Annotated in this window: 17 protein-coding genes; 9 read left to right on the top strand and 8 right to left on the bottom strand. The window is 72.2% G+C overall.

The window, feature by feature from the left end; all coding sequences use genetic code 11:
• Nucleotides 1-15 precede the first annotated feature (15 nt).
• Entirely contained in the window at nucleotides 16-792 is a 777-nt protein-coding gene (locus BT364_RS01090; RefSeq protein ID WP_072483139.1) for a S1 family peptidase, read from the bottom strand.
• 244 nt (nucleotides 793-1036) lie between these two features.
• Between BT364_RS01090 and BT364_RS01095 the strand changes: the two genes are divergently transcribed.
• Together BT364_RS01095 and BT364_RS01100 are read left to right on the top strand one after the other, a co-directional pair.
• Nucleotides 1037-1957, top strand: coding sequence for a hypothetical protein (locus BT364_RS01095; RefSeq protein WP_072483140.1), 921 nt, complete (start codon nucleotides 1037-1039; stop codon nucleotides 1955-1957).
• 370 nt (nucleotides 1958-2327) lie between these two features.
• A complete protein-coding gene (locus tag BT364_RS01100; protein ID WP_143166441.1) occupies nucleotides 2328-2684 on the top strand; it encodes a hypothetical protein in 357 nt (118 codons plus the stop codon).
• 82 nt (nucleotides 2685-2766) lie between these two features.
• Here BT364_RS01100 and BT364_RS01105 read toward each other — a convergent pair whose 3' ends face one another.
• Complete coding sequence (locus tag BT364_RS01105; RefSeq protein ID WP_072483142.1) at nucleotides 2767-3678, bottom strand: SDR family oxidoreductase; 912 nt, start codon at nucleotides 3676-3678, stop codon at nucleotides 2767-2769.
• Nucleotides 3679-3764: 86 nt separating this feature from the next.
• Between BT364_RS01105 and BT364_RS01110 the strand changes: the two genes are divergently transcribed.
• From BT364_RS01110 to BT364_RS01125, 4 genes are read left to right on the top strand one after another with little or no spacing between them, the layout of a single operon-like run.
• Nucleotides 3765-4508, top strand: coding sequence for an enoyl-CoA hydratase family protein (locus BT364_RS01110; RefSeq protein WP_072483143.1), 744 nt, complete (start codon nucleotides 3765-3767; stop codon nucleotides 4506-4508).
• Nucleotides 4509-4511: 3 nt separating this feature from the next.
• Entirely contained in the window at nucleotides 4512-5387 is an 876-nt protein-coding gene (locus tag BT364_RS01115) for a CoA transferase subunit A (RefSeq protein ID WP_072483144.1), read from the top strand.
• Nucleotides 5384-6145, top strand: a complete 762-nt coding sequence (locus BT364_RS01120) for a CoA-transferase subunit beta (RefSeq protein WP_072483145.1) — start codon at nucleotides 5384-5386, stop codon at nucleotides 6143-6145. Before BT364_RS01115 ends, BT364_RS01120 begins: the two co-directional genes overlap by 4 nt.
• Complete coding sequence (locus tag BT364_RS01125; RefSeq protein ID WP_072483146.1) at nucleotides 6145-7215, top strand: NAD(P)H-dependent flavin oxidoreductase; 1071 nt, start codon at nucleotides 6145-6147, stop codon at nucleotides 7213-7215. The genes BT364_RS01120 and BT364_RS01125 overlap by 1 nt, the downstream gene beginning before the upstream one ends.
• Nucleotides 7216-7267: 52 nt before the next feature.
• Here the strand turns inward: BT364_RS01125 and BT364_RS01130 are convergent, their stop codons facing one another.
• From BT364_RS01130 to BT364_RS01150, 5 genes are all read right to left on the bottom strand, one after another.
• Nucleotides 7268-8938 (bottom strand): DEAD/DEAH box helicase, encoded by a 1671-nt coding sequence (locus BT364_RS01130; protein WP_072483147.1) that lies wholly within the window; start codon nucleotides 8936-8938, stop codon nucleotides 7268-7270.
• A 214-nt stretch (nucleotides 8939-9152) separates the two neighbouring features.
• Complete coding sequence (locus BT364_RS01135; RefSeq protein ID WP_003969786.1) at nucleotides 9153-9356, bottom strand: cold-shock protein; 204 nt, start codon at nucleotides 9354-9356, stop codon at nucleotides 9153-9155.
• Nucleotides 9357-9691: 335 nt separating this feature from the next.
• Nucleotides 9692-10849: an acetyl-CoA C-acetyltransferase gene (locus BT364_RS01140; RefSeq protein WP_072483148.1), complete on the bottom strand. Its 1158-nt coding sequence runs from the start codon at nucleotides 10847-10849 to the stop codon at nucleotides 9692-9694.
• Between the two features lie 31 nt (nucleotides 10850-10880).
• Nucleotides 10881-11492, bottom strand: a complete 612-nt coding sequence (locus BT364_RS01145) for a TetR/AcrR family transcriptional regulator (RefSeq protein ID WP_072483149.1) — start codon at nucleotides 11490-11492, stop codon at nucleotides 10881-10883.
• 45 nt (nucleotides 11493-11537) lie between these two features.
• Nucleotides 11538-12320, bottom strand: a complete 783-nt coding sequence (locus BT364_RS01150) for an SDR family oxidoreductase (RefSeq protein ID WP_072483150.1) — start codon at nucleotides 12318-12320, stop codon at nucleotides 11538-11540.
• 94 nt (nucleotides 12321-12414) lie between these two features.
• Between BT364_RS01150 and BT364_RS01155 the strand changes: the two genes are divergently transcribed.
• Genes BT364_RS01155 through BT364_RS01165 form a run of 3 tightly spaced genes read left to right on the top strand, consistent with a single transcriptional unit; the run spans nucleotide 12415 to nucleotide 15451 of the window.
• Nucleotides 12415-13290, top strand: coding sequence for an enoyl-CoA hydratase (locus BT364_RS01155; protein WP_072483151.1), 876 nt, complete (start codon nucleotides 12415-12417; stop codon nucleotides 13288-13290).
• Nucleotides 13290-14435, top strand: coding sequence for an acyl-CoA dehydrogenase family protein (locus BT364_RS01160; RefSeq protein ID WP_072483152.1), 1146 nt, complete (start codon nucleotides 13290-13292; stop codon nucleotides 14433-14435). Before BT364_RS01155 ends, BT364_RS01160 begins: the two co-directional genes overlap by 1 nt.
• A complete protein-coding gene (locus BT364_RS01165) occupies nucleotides 14435-15451 on the top strand; it encodes an acyl-CoA dehydrogenase family protein (protein ID WP_072483153.1) in 1017 nt (338 codons plus the stop codon). The genes BT364_RS01160 and BT364_RS01165 overlap by 1 nt, the downstream gene beginning before the upstream one ends.
• On the opposite strand, the gene BT364_RS01170 is transcribed toward BT364_RS01165, so the two are convergent.
• Nucleotides 15431-15934, bottom strand: coding sequence for a pyridoxamine 5'-phosphate oxidase family protein (locus BT364_RS01170; RefSeq protein WP_072483154.1), 504 nt, complete (start codon nucleotides 15932-15934; stop codon nucleotides 15431-15433). The two genes, BT364_RS01165 and BT364_RS01170, sit on opposite strands and share 21 nt — an antisense overlap.
• Between the last annotated feature and the right edge of the window lie 42 nt (nucleotides 15935-15976).

Genomic DNA, 15976 nt, shown 5'->3' on the forward strand with positions numbered 1-15976 from the left:
CGGCCGGGGCCGGGGTCAGAGCGTGGCTGCCGCGGACGCGATGTTGGCGGCGAACGTCGAGACCTCGCTGTACACACCGGGGTAGCCGGGCTCGGCGCAGCCCTTGCCCCAGCTGACGATGCCCACCTGGATCCAGGCTCCGGCGTTGTCCTTGCGGAACATGGGGCCGCCGGAGTCGCCCTGGCAGGTGTCGACGCCGCCGGTGTCGATCAGTCCGGCGCAGATCTCGTCACCGGGGACGAGGTCGCTGCCGTACGCGGCCTGGCAGTCGGCGTCGGAGACGAACGGCACGGAGGCCTTGAGCAGGTAGCGCTGCTGGGCGCCGCCCCCGGTGGCCGCGCCCCAGCCGGCGATGTTGAAGTCGCCGTTGTTGTACGCGGTGGTGGTGGCGATCTTCAGGGTCGGCAGGTCGATGGGCTTGGCGAGCTTGATGAGCGCCCAGTCCTTGCCCGCGCCGTTGTAGCCGGGGGCCTGGAGGACCTTGGTGGACTTGACCTTGATCGCGCTGGAGGACTGCAGGTCGACGACGCCCGCGGTGGCGGTGATGGAGGTGTTGTTGCCCGAGCCGTCCACGCAGTGCGCGGCGGTGAGGACGATGTCCTTGGCGTAGAGTGCGCCGCCGCATCCCATGGACAGCCGGACCATGAACGGGAATTCGCCCTGGGCGGCACGGGTTCCGCCGACGACCGGCTGGGGGGACGCGGAGGCCCCGGCGGGCTGGAGGCTGACGGCCGCGAGGACGACGGCGGCTATGACGGAACATCTCTTCACGGCACGCAGGAGCTGCTTCAAGAGACTGCCTTCTTTCGTGGGGGGTGCTTGTGGGGGGGTACTTGTGGGGAGTGCCTGCGCCCGGGCCGGGTGCCGACCGTGTGCGGCACACCACCGCACCGATAGCCATGCTCCCGACAAAGGCACGGTTCGGATTATCGGGAAATGATCACGGCGCCCACAAGGATCACTTTCCGGCCAAGATCACCCACGGCGTTCCGGCTACAGTGAAATCCGGTCGGGCCTCGCGGACAGGGGGTGAAACGTGGCGGACGGCAGCCGGAACGACGGCCGGAGCACCGGCAGCCCGGTGGTCCACGGTTTCCCGCATCTCGAAACGGTCCGGTCCGCGATCACGGCGCTGTACCGGCGGCTCTCGTACGACGGTGTCCGCGGTTACGCGACGAGCCTCGCCCCCGTCGACGCCGCCTTCTCCGACCAGGACGATCTCCATCTCGGCGCCCAGCGGGTGGCGCGGGCGGTGGTCCAGCATCTGCATCTGCCGGACGCCCGCATGATCGTCGCCTTCCGCGCGATGGAACACGCCGCCGACGTCGAACTGGCCGCGGGGCCGGAGTACTTCGTCGAACTCAACGACCGCTTCCGCACCCACCGCAGGGACATCGGCGCCGCGCTCTCGCACGAGGTCACCCATGTGCTGCTGCACCGCCTGGGCCTGGAGTTCCCCGGTACGCGCGACAACGAGATCCTCACCGACACCGTGACCACGTACCTGGGCGCGGGCTGGCTGCTGCTCGACGCCTTCCGCGAGGACGAGGTCTCCAGCCAGAAGCTCGGCTATCTCACCCCGGAGGAGTTCGGATACGTCCTCGCCAAGCGGGCGCTGGCCTTCGACGAGGACCCGTCACCGTGGTTCACCAGCCCGCAGGCCTACACGGCCTACACGAAGGGGCGCGCACAGGCCCTCCAGGACACCCGGCAGCCGCCGCTCACGGCGGCGGGCTGGGCGGGCCGCCGCCGCTACGCGAAGGACCGGCGGCACGCCCAGGACCATCCGGGCGCCCCGGCCGCCCCCGGCGTTCCGTACACCTTCGAGGGCACCCCGGACGGACTGCGGGTCTCCTTCCCCTGCCCGACCTGCCACCAGCGCATCCGGGTCCCGGTACGGGGCCGGGTGCGGGCGCGGTGCGGGCTGTGCCGGACGGTCCTGGACTGCAGCACATGAGCCGTGGAGCCGCGGCGGCCCCGGGGTCCCGTCTCCACCGCCGCACTCCTCGTCCGGCGATGGATACGGGCACACGTGCTCCACCGCGCCGGGACGGACGCGCTGTGGCGGGGCCCGGTCGGACGACCCCCTGGTCCGCGGGAGTTGTCTGCGGTGGCTCGCCCGGACCGATCCGGTCGCGGCCGTCGGGACCGCCTTCACGGCCCGGGACCCCGCCCTGTGGCAGTGGGCAGCCCGCACCGCCACGTCCTCGCGGCTGACACCGGCCGAGCGGGACGCACTGCTTCCGCTCCTCGAAGGCAGCAGCAGCCCCCGCATACGCCTGCGGGCCCTGCGGGCCAGGGCCCGCAGCCCGCAGGGCGAGGCACATGTGCGGCGGGCCGTGCTCGACCCGGACGCCCGGATCCGCTACCACGCCCGCGCCACGCTGTACGCCCGCGGGCACACGGATCTCGCGCCGCGGGTGTATCGCGACGCCCTGGCACCGGCTTCCGTCCCGGACGCGACCGCCATCGGCGCGCTCGGCGGGCTGGCCGACCCGGGCGGCGCGTGCGACGTACCCCGGATCCTGGACTTCACGGCCCACCCCAAGGCCCGCGTACGCGCCGAGGCCTGGCGGGCCCTGAGCATTCTGGACCCGCGGGAACTGGGCCGGAGGGCCGACCGGCTGGCGGCCGACCCCAGCGACAAGGTGCGGCGCCATCTCCCGGGCCCGCGGGCGGATTGACACCGGCCGGGCCGAAGTCCGCTGCGCCGCCCCACTCGGCGTACCGCCTGGACCCGTCCGGCGGATCAGGGCCGGACCGGCCCTACCGCGCCCCGTACACCGGCTGCGCCGGCTCCGCCCGAGCGAGCAGTTTCCGTACCGCCTCCCCCGCCTCCGCCGGCTCCCATCGCGCGCCCCGGTCCGCGGTGGGGCCGGGCCGCCAGCCCTCCATGACCGTGATCCGCCCGGCCTCCACCTCGAAGACCCGCCCGCTCACCCCGTCGCTCGCGGCCGAGCCGAGCCACACCACCAGCGGGGACACGTTCTCCGGGGCCATCGCGTCGAACCCGCCCTCCCCCTGCGCCGCCATCGCCTGCGCGAAGGTCCGCTCCGTCATCCGGGTCCGGGCCGCCGGGGCGATCGCGTTGACCTGGACCCCGTACCGGGCCGTCTCCTCCGCGGCGACCAGCGTCAGGCCGACGATCCCGGCCTTCGCGGCGGAGTAGTTGCCCTGGCCGACGCTGCCGAGCAGCCCCGCGCCGGAACTGGTGTTGATCACCCGGGCGACCGGCGTGCGGCCCGCCTTCGCCTCGGCCCGCCAGTGCGCGGCCGCGTGGCGCAACGGCAGGAAGTGACCCTTGAGATGGACCCGCATCACGGCGTCCCAGTCGTCCTCGTCCAGATTCACCAGCATCCGGTCGCGCAGGAACCCCGCGTTGTTGACCAGGGTGTCCAGCCGCCCGAAGCTCCCCAGGGCGGCCGTGACCAGTGACGCGGCCCCCTCGGTCGTGGCGATGTCGCCCCCGTGCACGACCGCCTCGCCGCCCGCCGCCACGATCTCGTCCACCACCTGCCGGGCCGGGCCGGCGGAGCCGCCGTCGCCGCCGGGGCCGACGCCCAGATCGTTGACGACCACCTTCGCGCCCTCTGCGGCGAAGGCGAGCGCATGGGCCCGGCCGAGCCCGCGCCCCGCACCCGTCACGATCACCACGCGGCCGTCGCACAGACCACTCATCACTCGCCTCCTTGTTGGCGATGCGGGGGCAGGCTGCTACCTTCCACACCTAACAAATGTTTGGTGGAAAGGTAGCTGATTCGCTCATGGGTGTCTCCACCGCAAGTCCCGGCAAGGGCATCCGGCTCGTCACCGTCGACCACCCGCCCGTCAACGCGCTGCCCGTGCAAGGCTGGTACGACCTCGCCGACGCGCTCCGCTCGGCGGGCCGCGACCCCGAGGTCCGCTGCGTCGTACTGGCCGCCGCCGGACGGGGATTCAACGCGGGCGTCGACATCAAGGAGATGCAGCGCGACACCGGGCACGAGGCCCTGATCGGCGCCAACCGGGGCTGCTACGAGGCGTTCGCCGCCGTCTACGAGTGCGAGGTCCCGGTCGTCGCCGCGGTGAACGGCTACTGCCTCGGCGGCGGCATCGGCCTCGTGGGCAACGCCGACGCGATCGTGGCGAGCGACGACGCCACGTTCGGCCTGCCCGAGCTGGACCGGGGCGCGCTCGGCGCGGCGACCCATCTGGCCCGGCTGGTGCCCCAGCACCTGATGCGCGCGCTCTACTACACCTCGCGCACCGCGACCGCCGCCGAACTGCACTCCCACGGCTCGGTCTGGAAGGTCGTACCGCGCGAGGAACTCCTCGGTGCGGCACTGGAACTGGCGGGCGAGATAGCCCGCAAGGACGGGTATCTGATCCGGCTGGCCAAGGCCGCCATCAACGGCATCGACCCGGTGGACGTACGCCGCAGCTACCGCTTCGAGCAGGGCTTCACCTTCGAGGCCAACCTCAGCGGGGTCGCCGACCGCGTCCGCGAAACGTTCGGCAAGGAGGCATGAGGCATGACCACGACCGACAAGACCATGACGGCCGACGACGTGGTCTCCCGGCTCAGCAGCGGGATGACGATCGGCATCGGCGGCTGGGGCTCGCGCCGCAAACCCATGGCGCTGGTGCGGGCGCTGCTCCGCTCCGAGATCACCGATCTCACCGTGGTCTCGTACGGCGGCCCCGACGTGGGGCTGCTCGCCGCCGCCGGCAGGATCCGGAGACTGGTCGCGGCCTTCGTCACGCTCGACTCGATCCCGCTCGAACCCCATTTCAGGGCGGCCCGCCAGCGCGGCGCGTTCGAACTGATGGAGATCGACGAGGCCATGTTCATGTGGGGGCTGCACGCCGCCGCGAACCGGCTGCCGTTCCTCCCCGTGCGCGCCGGTATCGGCTCCGACGTGATGCGGGTCAACCCGGGCCTGCGCACGGTGACTTCTCCGTACGAGGACAGCGAGGAGTTCGTCGCGATGCCCGCGCTGCGGATGGACGCCGCGCTGGTCCACCTGAACCGCGCCGACCGGTTCGGCAACGGCCAGTACCTCGGCCCCGACCCGTACTTCGACGACCTGTTCTGCGAGGCCGCGGACGCCGCGTACATGTCCTGCGAGCGCCTCGTGGACACGGCCGAGCTGACCGGGAACGCCGCCCCGCAGACCCTCCTCGTCAAGCGGCACTCCGTCACCGGTGTCGTCGAGACCCCGAACGGCGCGCACTTCACCTCCTGCGTGCCCGACCATCCGCGCGACGAGGCGTTCCAGAAGGCGTACGCGACCGCCGCCGCCGACCCCGACGCCTGGGCGGCCTTCAGCGAGCGCTTCCTGCCCGCCGGGGGCGACGAGAAGAGCTACCAGTCGGCCGTCCGGACCTGGCACGAGGAGCAGAAATGACCACGGAGAACACGACCGCGAACCCGACCGCGGTCACCCGGGCCGAGTACTGCGTGATCGCCTGCGCCGATGCCTGGCGCGACAACGGCGAGGTGCTCGCCAGCCCGATGGGCCTCGTCCCGTCCGTCGGCGCCCGGCTCGCCAGGCGCACCTTCTCGCCCGATCTGCTGCTCACCGACGGCGAGGCGCTGCTCGTCGCCCCGGACGGTACGACGGAGGGCTGGCTGCCCTACCGCCAGCACCTCGCCATGGTCACCGGCGGCAGGCGCCACGTGATGATGGGGGCGAGCCAGATCGACCGGTTCGGCAACCAGAACATCTCCTGCATCGGCGACTGGGAACAGCCCTCCCGCCAGCTGCTCGGCGTGCGCGGCGCCCCGGTCAACACCCTGAACAACCCGGTCAGTTACTGGATTCCCAAGCACTCCACCCGGGTCTTCGTCGAGCGCGTCGACATGATCTGCGGGGTCGGCTACGACAGTGCCGCCGCGGCCGGTCCGTCGGCGAGCCGCTACCACCGCATCCCGCGCGTGGTGAGCGATCTCGGCGTCTTCGACTTCGTGACCCCGGACCGCTCCATGCGCCTGGCCTCGCTGCACCCCGGCGTCACCGTCGACCAGGTCCGCGAGGCCACCGGTTTCGCGCTCACGATCGCGGACGACGTCCCGTACACCCGGGAGCCGACCGCCGCGGAGCTGTCCCTGATCCGCGAGGTCATCGACCCGCAGGGCACCCGGAACCGCGAGGTCAGGGTCTGATGCGGACGGCGCTCACGGAGCTCGTCGGCGTCCGCCACCCCATCGTCCAGACCGGCATGGGCTGGGTCGCGGGCCCCCGCCTGGTCTCCGCCACGGCCCGCGCCGGCGCCCTCGGCGTCCTGGCCTCCGCGACGATGACCACCCAGCAGCTGCGGGCGGCGGTGCGGGAGGTCAAGTCCCGTACGGACGAGCCGTTCGGCGTCAATCTGCGCGCCGACGCGGGCGACGCGCGCGAGCGGGTACGGATCATCATCGACGAGGGCGTGAAGGTGGCGTCCTTCGCGCTGGCCCCCTCGGAGGAGCTGATCGCCGAGCTGAAGGACGCGGGTGTGGTCGTGATCCCGTCGATCGGCGCCCGGCGTCATGCCGAGAAGGTCGCGGCGTGGGGCGCGGACGCGGTGATCGTGCAGGGCGGCGAGGGCGGCGGGCACACCGGTGAGGTGGCGACCACGGTGCTGCTGCCCCAGGTCGTGGACGCGGTGGACATCCCGGTGATCGCGGCGGGCGGTTTCCGCGACGGCCGGGGCCTGGTCGCGGCGCTGGCGTTCGGGGCGGCGGGCATCGCGATGGGCACCCGGTTCCTGCTGACGTCGGACTCGACCGTGCCGGACGCGGTGAAGGCCCGTTATCTGGCGGCGGGCGTCAAGGACGTCACGGTCACCACGGCGGTGGACGGGCTCCCGCACCGGATGCTGCGTACGGAGATGGTCGCGGCGCTGGAGCACGCGGGCCGGGTCCGGGCCCTGGCGCAGGCGGTGCGCCGGGCGTCGGGCTTCCGGCGGATCTCCGGGCTGAGCTGGTCCCGGATGGTGCGCGACGGTCTCGCCATGAAGCACGGCAAGGACCTGTCGTGGAGCCAGGTCCTGCTGGCAGCCAACACACCGATGCTGCTGAAGGCATCCATGGTCGACGGCCGGACGGATCTGGGGGTGATGGCCTCGGGCCAGGTGGCGGGCCTGATCGAGGATCTGCCCAGCTGCGCGGAGCTGGTGGAACGGGTGATGGCCGAGGCCCACGAGGCGCTGGGCGCGGTGGTCCGCGCGGAGCGGGTCAAGGGCGCGGACGCGTAGGCGGCGCCCGGTTCTCTCCGGGCGCCGCCTTGTCCGCCATGTGTCCCTACGGTTACGCGGCCCTGCGGCTGCGTCCCGCCGCCGCGCCGCCGCGTCCGGCCCCGGAGCGCCCGGCACCCGCGCCGCGCGACTCGCCGTTGCCCCGGCCGCCGCCCGAGCCCGCGCCGCGGGAGGCGCCGCCCGAGCCCGAGCCTCGCGAGGCGCCGCCCGTACCCGCGGCGCGGGCCTCGCCGCCGCCCTGTCCGGCGCCACCGCGGCGGCCCCGGCCACGGCTGCCCGAGCGGAAGCCGGTGCCGCCCGCCGCGGCCCCGCCCGAGCGCGTGCGCTGCTTGGGCGGGGTCGGCTGCGGGACCTCGATGACGACCGCGACACCGGACGGCTCACGGGCCCCGGTGATCCGGGTGAGCTCCTCGTCACTGGACTTGATCCGGGTGGTCTTCGGGGCGATGCCCGCGTCGGCCATCAGCCGGGTCATCTCCCGCTTCTCCTCCGGCAGCACCAGGGTGACGACGCTGCCGGACTCCCCGGCGCGCGCCGTGCGCCCGCCGCGGTGCAGGTAGTCCTTGTGGTCGGTCGGCGGGTCCACGTTCACGACCAGGTCGAGGTCGTCGACATGGATGCCGCGGGCCGCCACGTTCGTCGCGACGAGCGCGGTGACCTGGCCGTTCTTGAACTGGTCCAGGGTCCGGTTGCGCTGCGGCTGCGAGCGCCCGCCGTGCAGGGCGGCGGCCCGTACTCCGCTGGCGAGCAGCCGCTTGGCGAACCGGTCTGCGGCGCGCTTGGTGTCCACGAACATGATCACGCGGCCCTCACGGGCGGCGATCTTCGTGGCGACGGCCTTCTTGTCGGTCTCGTCGATCACATGGAGCACGTGGTGCTCCATGGTGGTGACGGCGCCGGCGGACGGGTCGACGGAGTGCACGACCGGGTCGGTCAGGAACATCTTGACCAGCCGGTCGATGTTCTTGTCGAGCGTCGCGGAGAACAGCATCCGCTGGCCGTCCGGCTCGACCTGCTTGAGCAGGGCGACGACCTGCGGCATGAAGCCCATGTCGGCCATCTGGTCGGCCTCGTCGAGGACGGTGATGGCGACCTGGTCGAGGCGGCAGTCGCCGCGTTCGATGAGGTCCTTCAGCCGTCCGGGCGTGGCGACGAGCACCTCGGCGCCGCGGCGCAGCGTGCCGGACTGCTTGGTGATCGACATGCCGCCGACGACGGTGGCCAGGCGCAGGTTCACGGACGTCGCGTACGGCGTCAGCGCGTCGGTGACCTGCTGGGCGAGCTCGCGGGTCGGGACCAGGACGAGCGCCAGCGGGGCCTTCGGCTCGGCGCGCCGGCCGGCGGTGCGGGCCAGCAGGGCGAGGCCGAAGGCGAGGGTCTTGCCGGAGCCGGTGCGGCCGCGGCCGAGGATGTCCCGGCCGGCGAGCGAGTTCGGCAGGGTGGCGCCCTGGATCGGGAACGGTTCGGTGACGCCCTGCGCGGCAAGGGTCTTCAGCAGGGCTGCGGGCATGTCCAGCTCGGCGAACGCCTCTACGGCGGGCAGTGCGGGGGTCATGGTTTCCGGCAGGGCGAATTCGCCCTGCGGCGGCGTGGCCCTGCGACGGGGCGACGCCTTGCCGGATCCCTTGCCGGAACCCTTAGCGGTTGCCTTTGCCGGGGCCGTGCCGCGCCCCCTCGACGGGCGGTTGCGGGCGGGTCGGTCCTGGCGTTCGGAGCGGGTCATACGGAATTGCCCTCCTGGGGGATTCCTGAGGAGTCCCGGGAAGTCCTGGGGATTCCTGAGAACTGCGTGGGACTGCGGGACTGCATGGGACTGCGTGGGACTGCTGGGGAGCCCTGTGGGCGGGCGTACGTGTTCGCCATGTCCTGGGGACAGCACAAGCCGGGACCCGCACCTTCACGGTGCGGGCCCCGGCTGCGAGGTACGCGTCCGGCAATTAGGCCGGGACGATGTTCTCCGCCTGCGGGCCCTTCTGGCCCTGCGTGACGTCGAAGGAGACCTTCTGGCCCTCCTGGAGCTCACGGAAGCCCGAGGTGGCGATGTTGGAGTAGTGGGCGAAGACGTCGGCGCCGCCGCCGTCCTGCTCGATGAAGCCGAAGCCCTTTTCCGAGTTGAACCACTTCACGGTTCCAGTAGCCATGTCATTCTCCTAAAAGAGGTGCAGTGCCGGAAATCCGCACTTTACGAATTCCAAGTCGCCGCATTGAGCCCCATCCGGAGAAAGCCGGAAAACAATAATGCGCCTGAGGAAGCATTCCCGTCAGGCGCACATAAAGTTCATGGGTACCAAAACTGCAACTCGACAACCGTAGCACGTTCCGTCGGCCCGCGGCGGGAACACGCCGCGGGCCGGCCGGCGGATTCTTGCCCGGGCCCTTGCGGTAACTGGCCGGGAGCCGTCCCGGAACACCGCCGGATTCGTTGTCGCGACCGGTGTCGGAGCGGTTCGGCGACCGTGTCCGGCCGGCTCCGGGGTCAGAGCCGTTCGATGATCGTCACATTCGCCTGACCGCCGCCCTCGCACATGGTCTGGAGTCCGTAGCGGCCTCCGGTGCGCTCCAGTTCGTGCAGCAGAGTCGTCATCAATTTCGCTCCGGTTGCGCCGAGCGGGTGACCGAGGGCGATTCCGCCGCCGTTGACGTTGACCCGTCCGGGGTCGGCCCCGGTCTCCTTGAGCCAGGCCAGCACGACGGGCGCGAATGCCTCGTTGATCTCGACCAGGTCCATGTCGTCGATGGTCATTCCGGTCTTCTTCAGCGCGTACGCGGTGGCCGGGATCGGTGCCGACAGCATGCGGATCGGGTCCTCGCCGCGCACCGAGAGGTGGTGGACGCGGGCGCGCGGGGTGAGGCCGTGCTCGGCCACGGCGCGCTCGGAGGCGATGAGCAGGGCGGCGGCGCCGTCGGAGATCTGCGAGGAGCACGCGGCGGTGATCGTGCCGCCGTCCAGGACCGGCTTCAGCGCCGCCATCTTCTCCGGGGTGGTGTCGCGGCGCGGGCCCTCGTCGGTGGTGACGTCGCCGAGGGCGACGGTCTCGCGTGCGAAGCGGCCCTCGTCGATGGCGCGGATCGCCCGCCGGTGGGAGCGGAGCGCGAACTCCTCCATGTCCTGGCGGCTGATGTCCCACTTCTCGGCGATCAGCTGGGCGCCGTGGAACTGGTTGACCGGTGCGTCGCCGTACCGGGCGCGCCAGCCCTCGCTGCCCGCGTACGGACCCTCGGTCAGCCCGAGGGGTTCGGCGGCCTGGCGGGAGGCGAAGGCGATGGGGATCTGCGTCATGGACTGGGTGCCGCCCGCGACGACCAGGTCCTGGGTGCCGGAGAGGACGCCCTGGGCGGCGAAGTGCAGGGCCTGCTGGGAGGAGCCGCACTGCCGGTCGATGGTCACGCCGGGGACCTCCTCGGGCAGCCCGGCCGCCAGCCAGCAGGTGCGGGCGATGTCGCCGGCCTGCGGTCCCACGGTGTCGAGGCAGCCGAAGACCACGTCCTCGACGGCGGCCGGATCGATCCCGCTCCGTTCCACGAGGGCCTTGATGACATGGGCGCCGAGGTCGGCGGGGTGGACGGCACCGAGGCCTCCGCCACGCCGCCCGACCGGGGTGCGTACCGCTTCGACTATGTATGCCTCGGCCATGTCTGCTGCTCCTTGGTGAGCGCGGGTGGGGTCAGGTGTCGAGGGCGATGCCGTCCAGGACCATCGAGAGGTACTGGCGGGCGATCTCCTCGGGGCTGTGCAGTCCGCCCGGCCGGTACCAGGACGCCGCGACCCAGACGGTGTCGCGGACGAAGCGGTAGGTGAGGCGGATGTCCAGGTCGGCGCGGAAGCTGTGGTCGGCGACGCCGCGTTCCAGCGTGCCGAGCCAGGCCTTCTCGAACTTCTGCTGGGAGTCGGCGAGGTACTGGAAGCGCGGCTGGGCGGCCAGATGCCTGGCTTCCTTCTGGTAGATGGCGACCGCGGCGCGGTGCCGGTCGATCTCCCGGAAGGACTCGGTGACGAGTGCCTCGATGGTCTGCCTGGGGGCCAGTTGGGCGGCGAGCACCGTGTCGTACCCCTCCCAGAGTTCGGTGAGGAAGGTCGAGAGGATCTCGTCGATCATCGATTCCTTGGAATCGAAGTGGTAGTAGAGGCTGCCCGCGAGCATCCCGGCCGCGTCCGCGATCTTGCGGACGGTGGTGGCGTTGTATCCCTGGGCGGCGAAGACCTCGGCGGCGGTGGCGAGCAGTTCGCGGCGCCGCTCGGGCGAGGGGGTCACCTGGGGCTTCTTCTTGGTAGGCACCCGACCATTCTCCGCCCGGCCGCCGCCCGCCCGGCCGTGGCACGGTCAGGCACGCTGACTGCTGACGGAGACGACCTCGCCGGTCAGGTACGAGGAGTAGTCGCTGGCGAGGAAGACGATGACGTTGGCGACCTCCCACGGCTCGGCGTACCGCCCGAAGGCCTCCTTCGCGGTCAGTTCGTCGAGGAGTTCGGCGGAGGTGACCTTCACCAGGTGCGGGTGCATGGCGAGGCTGGGCGCGACGGCATTGACGCGTACGCCGTACTCGGCGGCCTCGATCGCGGCGCACCGGGTGAGCGCCATGACGCCCGCCTTCGCGGCTGCGTAGTGGGCCTGGCCGCTCTGGGCGCGCCAGCCGACGACGGAGGCGTTGTTGACGACGGTGCCGCCCCGGCCCGCCGCCCGCAGCGAGCGCAGGGCGGTCCGGGTGCAGCGGAAGGTGCCGTTCAGGGTGACGTCGAGGACCTTGGTCCACTGTTCGTCGGTCATCTCGGTGAGTGCGGCGGTGCCGCCGAGTCCGGCGTTGTTGACGACGATGTCGAGGCCGTCGTGGGTCCGTTCGGCGAGCGCGAACAGTGCCTGGACCTGGGTCTCGTCGGTGACGTCGCAGGGCAGTGCGGCGACGCGGTCCGCGCCGAACTCCTCGGCGAACGCCTGCTCGGTCTCCTTGAGCCGGCGGGCGTGCGCGTCGCCGATGACGATGCGGGCGCCCTCCTCCAGGAATCTGCGGGCGGTGGCGCCGCCGATGCCGGCCCCGGCGGCCGCGGTGATGACGGCGGTGCGGCCGGTCAGCAGCCCGTGTCCGGATATGTACTGCGGTGCGCTCACGCCTGTGCCTCCTTGGTCCCGGCCCTTCGGATCCTCGACGGTGCTGGTGCCCGTAAGTTAACCTACCAAACACTTGTTAGGGAAGGATGAGCCGATGCCCTCTGCCCACGACACCTCCGCCGACGACCACCGGGCCGGCCCGGTGCTGTACGAGCGCCGCGGCCCGGTCGCGTACCTCACGCTGAACCGCCCGCGCTACCGCAACGCCCAGAACTCGGCCATGACCTACGCCCTGGACGACGCGTTCTACCGGGCCGCCGAGGACTCCGAGGTCAAGGTGGCCGTGCTGGCGGGTGCCGGGGAGCACTTCTCGGCGGGCCACGACATCGGCACGCCCGAACGCGACGCGCATCTGCCCTTCGAGCGCCGGGCGGGCCTGTGGTGGGACCACTCCGACAAGGCCGGCGCGGAGAGCCGCTTCGCCCGCGAGTCGGAGGTCTATCTGGGCATGTGCAGGCGGTGGCGCGAGCTGCCGAAGCCGGTCATCGCCTCCGTCCAGGGCGCCTGTGTGGCCGGTGGGCTGATGCTTGCCTGGATCTGCGACCTGATCGTGGCGAGCGAGGACGCCTTCTTCGCCGATCCGGTGGTGCGGATGGGCATCCCCGGCGTCGAGTACTTCGCGCACCCGTGGGTGATGCCGCCCCGGATCGCGAAGGAGTTCCTGTACACCGGCGACCGGATGAGTGCCCGCCGGGCGTACGAGGTCGGCATGGTGAACAAGGTGGTGGAGCGGGCCGAACTCGCCGATTCCACCCATGAGCTGGCGCTGCGGGTCGCGGGGATGCCGCGCCTCGGGCTGGCCCTGGCCAAGCGCGCGGTCAATCAGGCCGAGGACCTCCAGGGAATGCACACCGGGATGGACTCGGTCTTCGGACTGCACCACCTCGCCCATGCGCACAACGCGGAGACCGCGGCGGACCCGCTCGGCGGCATGGACATCGCCTCGATGAAGAAGAAGGCGGACGGCTGATGGATCTGTCGTGGACGGCCGAGGAGACGGCGTTCCGGGACGAGGCTTGCCGGTGGCTGCGGGCCAACGTGCCCGCCGTGCCGCTGCCGTCGCTGGAGACCGCCGAGGGCTTCGCCGCGCACCGGGAGTGGGAGGCGAGGCTGTACGCGGACCGCTGGTCGGTGGTCTCCTGGCCGGCCGAGTACGGCGGCCGGGGCGTCGACATCTTCCGGTGGCTGATCTTCGAGGAGGAGTACTACGCGGCGGGCGGCCCCGGCCGGGTCTCACAGAACGGCATCAGCCTGCTCGCCCCCACGCTCCTCGACCACGCCACGGACGAGCAGCGGGCCCGGGTCCTGCCGCCGATGGCGAGCGGTGAGGTGATCTGGGCGCAGGCCTGGTCCGAGCCGGAGGCGGGCTCGGACCTGGCGTCGCTGCGTTCGCGGGCGGTGCGCACGGACGGCGGCTGGCTGCTCTCGGGGCAGAAGACCTGGTCCTCCAGGGCCGCGTTCGCGGACCGGGCGTTCGGCATCTTCCGTACGGATCCCGGGGCGGCCAAACCGCACCACGGGCTGACGTATCTGATGTTCGACCTGTCGGCGCCGGGGGTCTCGGTCCGGCCGATCGGCCGGCTCGACGGCAAGCCGGCCTTCGCCGAACTGTTCCTGGACGAGGTGTTCGTACCGGACGAGGACGTCATCGGGGAGCCCGGTCAGGGCTGGCGTATCGCCATGTCGACAACGGGCAACGAGCGCGGGCTGACGCTCCGCTCCCCCGGCCGTTTCCTGGCCGCCGCCGACCGGCTGGCCGCGCTCTGGCGCACCCACGGCGACCCGTCGGACACGGCGCTGCGGGACCGGGTGGCGGACGCGGTGATCGGGGCGCGCGCGTATCAGCTCTTCACCGCCGCCAACGCGTCCCGCTTCGCCGCCGGGGAGACCATCGGCGCGGAGTCCAGTCTGAACAAGGTGTTCTGGTCCGAGTACGACATCGCGCTGCACGAGAGCGCACTCGATCTGCTGGGCCCGGACGCGGAACTCGCCGAATCCGAGTGGGCCGAGGGGTACGTCTTCTCCCTCGCGGGCCCCATCTACGCCGGCACGAACGAGATCCAGCGCGACATCATCGCCGAGCGGCTGCTCGGCCTGCCGAAGGGACGGCGCTGATGCGTTTCCTCCTCGACGACGAGCAGCGGGAGTTCGCCCGCTCGCTGGACGCGATGCTGACCGCCGCGGACACCGCTTCGGTGGTCCGGGCCTGGGCCGCCGGGGACCACGGACCGGGCATGGACCTGTGGGCGCGGCTGGCGGGGGCGGGGGTCTTCGCCCTCGCGGTGCCGGAGGCGTACGAGGGCGTCGGCCCGCTTCCGGTCGAACTCGCGGTCGCTTTCACCGAGTTGGGGCGGCACGCGGTGCCGGGGCCGGTGGTGGAGACGGTCGCGGCGGCGGTGCTGCTGGCGGACGTGGGCGGGCCGGCGGCCAAGGAGTGGCTGCCCCGGCTGGCGTCCGGCGCGGCATCGGCGACGCTGCGGGTGGCGGGGTGCGGGCCGTACGCGCTGGACGCGGACGCGGTGGACGCCGTGTTCACGGTGAGCGGCGACGAGCTGCGGCTGGCGCCGGGCCCCGGGGAGCTGAGCGTCTCGTCCGACCCGGCCCGCCGGCTGCTGCGCCCCGAACCGGGCGGGGAGCTGCTCGCTTCGGGGGCCCGGGTGGCGCAGGCGGCGGAGGCGGCCGCCCGGTGGGCGGCGTTCGCGACGGCCGCCCAGGCGCTCGGCACGGGCGAGGCGTTGCTGCGGGCCACGGTTTCGTACGTCGGGCAGCGCACCCAGTTCGGTACGGCCATCGGTTCCTTCCAGGCGGTCAAGCACCGCCTCGCGGACACCCTGACCGGGCTGGAGTTCGCCCGCCCGCTGCTGTACGGGGCGGCGCTCGCGCTCGCCGGGGGCGTGCCGGACCCCGGGGCGGCGGTGGCGGCGGCCAAGGTGACGGCGGGCGAGGCGGGGTACGCGGCGGCGCGGACCGCGCTGCAGCTGCACGGGGCGGTGGGCTACACGCAGGAGCTGGACCTGTCGCTGTGGCTGCGCAAGGCACGCCCCCTGCGTGATGCGTGGGGGACGCCGGGGGCGTGCCGGGCGCGGGTGCTGGCCGACGGGCCGGCCGCGTCAGAAGGCCTCGCCCATTGAGCCGTCGTTACCCCTCCGGAAGGTGCGCAGCGAGTGGCCGGGGCGCCATGCCTGGATGGCCAGGGTGTCGCCGCCTTCGAGACCGGTGCGTACCACCTCGGTCAGCTCCACGCGGAAGAGGTGGAAGGGTTCCGGCGGCTTCACCTCCTCGATGAAGCGCGCCAGCACGGCGGGGTCGGTCTCCTCCACGGCGCGTCCGGAGATCCGTACATCGCCGTCGGCCATCTCGGCGTCGGGTCCGGGGTTGGCCTGCACCGCGAACCGTGGATCGCGGCGCAGGTCCAGCGCCTTGCGCGAGTTCGGCATCATGCCGAGCCACAGTTCACCGAAGCGGAAGTCCACCTCCAGCCCGGTCACGCGCGGGAATCCGTCCTTGCGCAGGGTCGCCAGGACGTGGTGCCTGTACTGCTGGAAGCGGGTCCGGACGGTGTCGGCGAAGGCCGGCTCCGCCGAGCGGAACTCTTCCCAGGAACTCGATGTCATGCGCCCATGGAACCCGGGAATCCCGACATCTTCTGTCTGCTT

It is taken from the genome of Streptomyces atratus, from assembly GCF_900119365.1.
GTDB classification, from domain to species: Bacteria; Actinomycetota; Actinomycetes; order Streptomycetales; family Streptomycetaceae; genus Streptomyces; species Streptomyces atratus_B.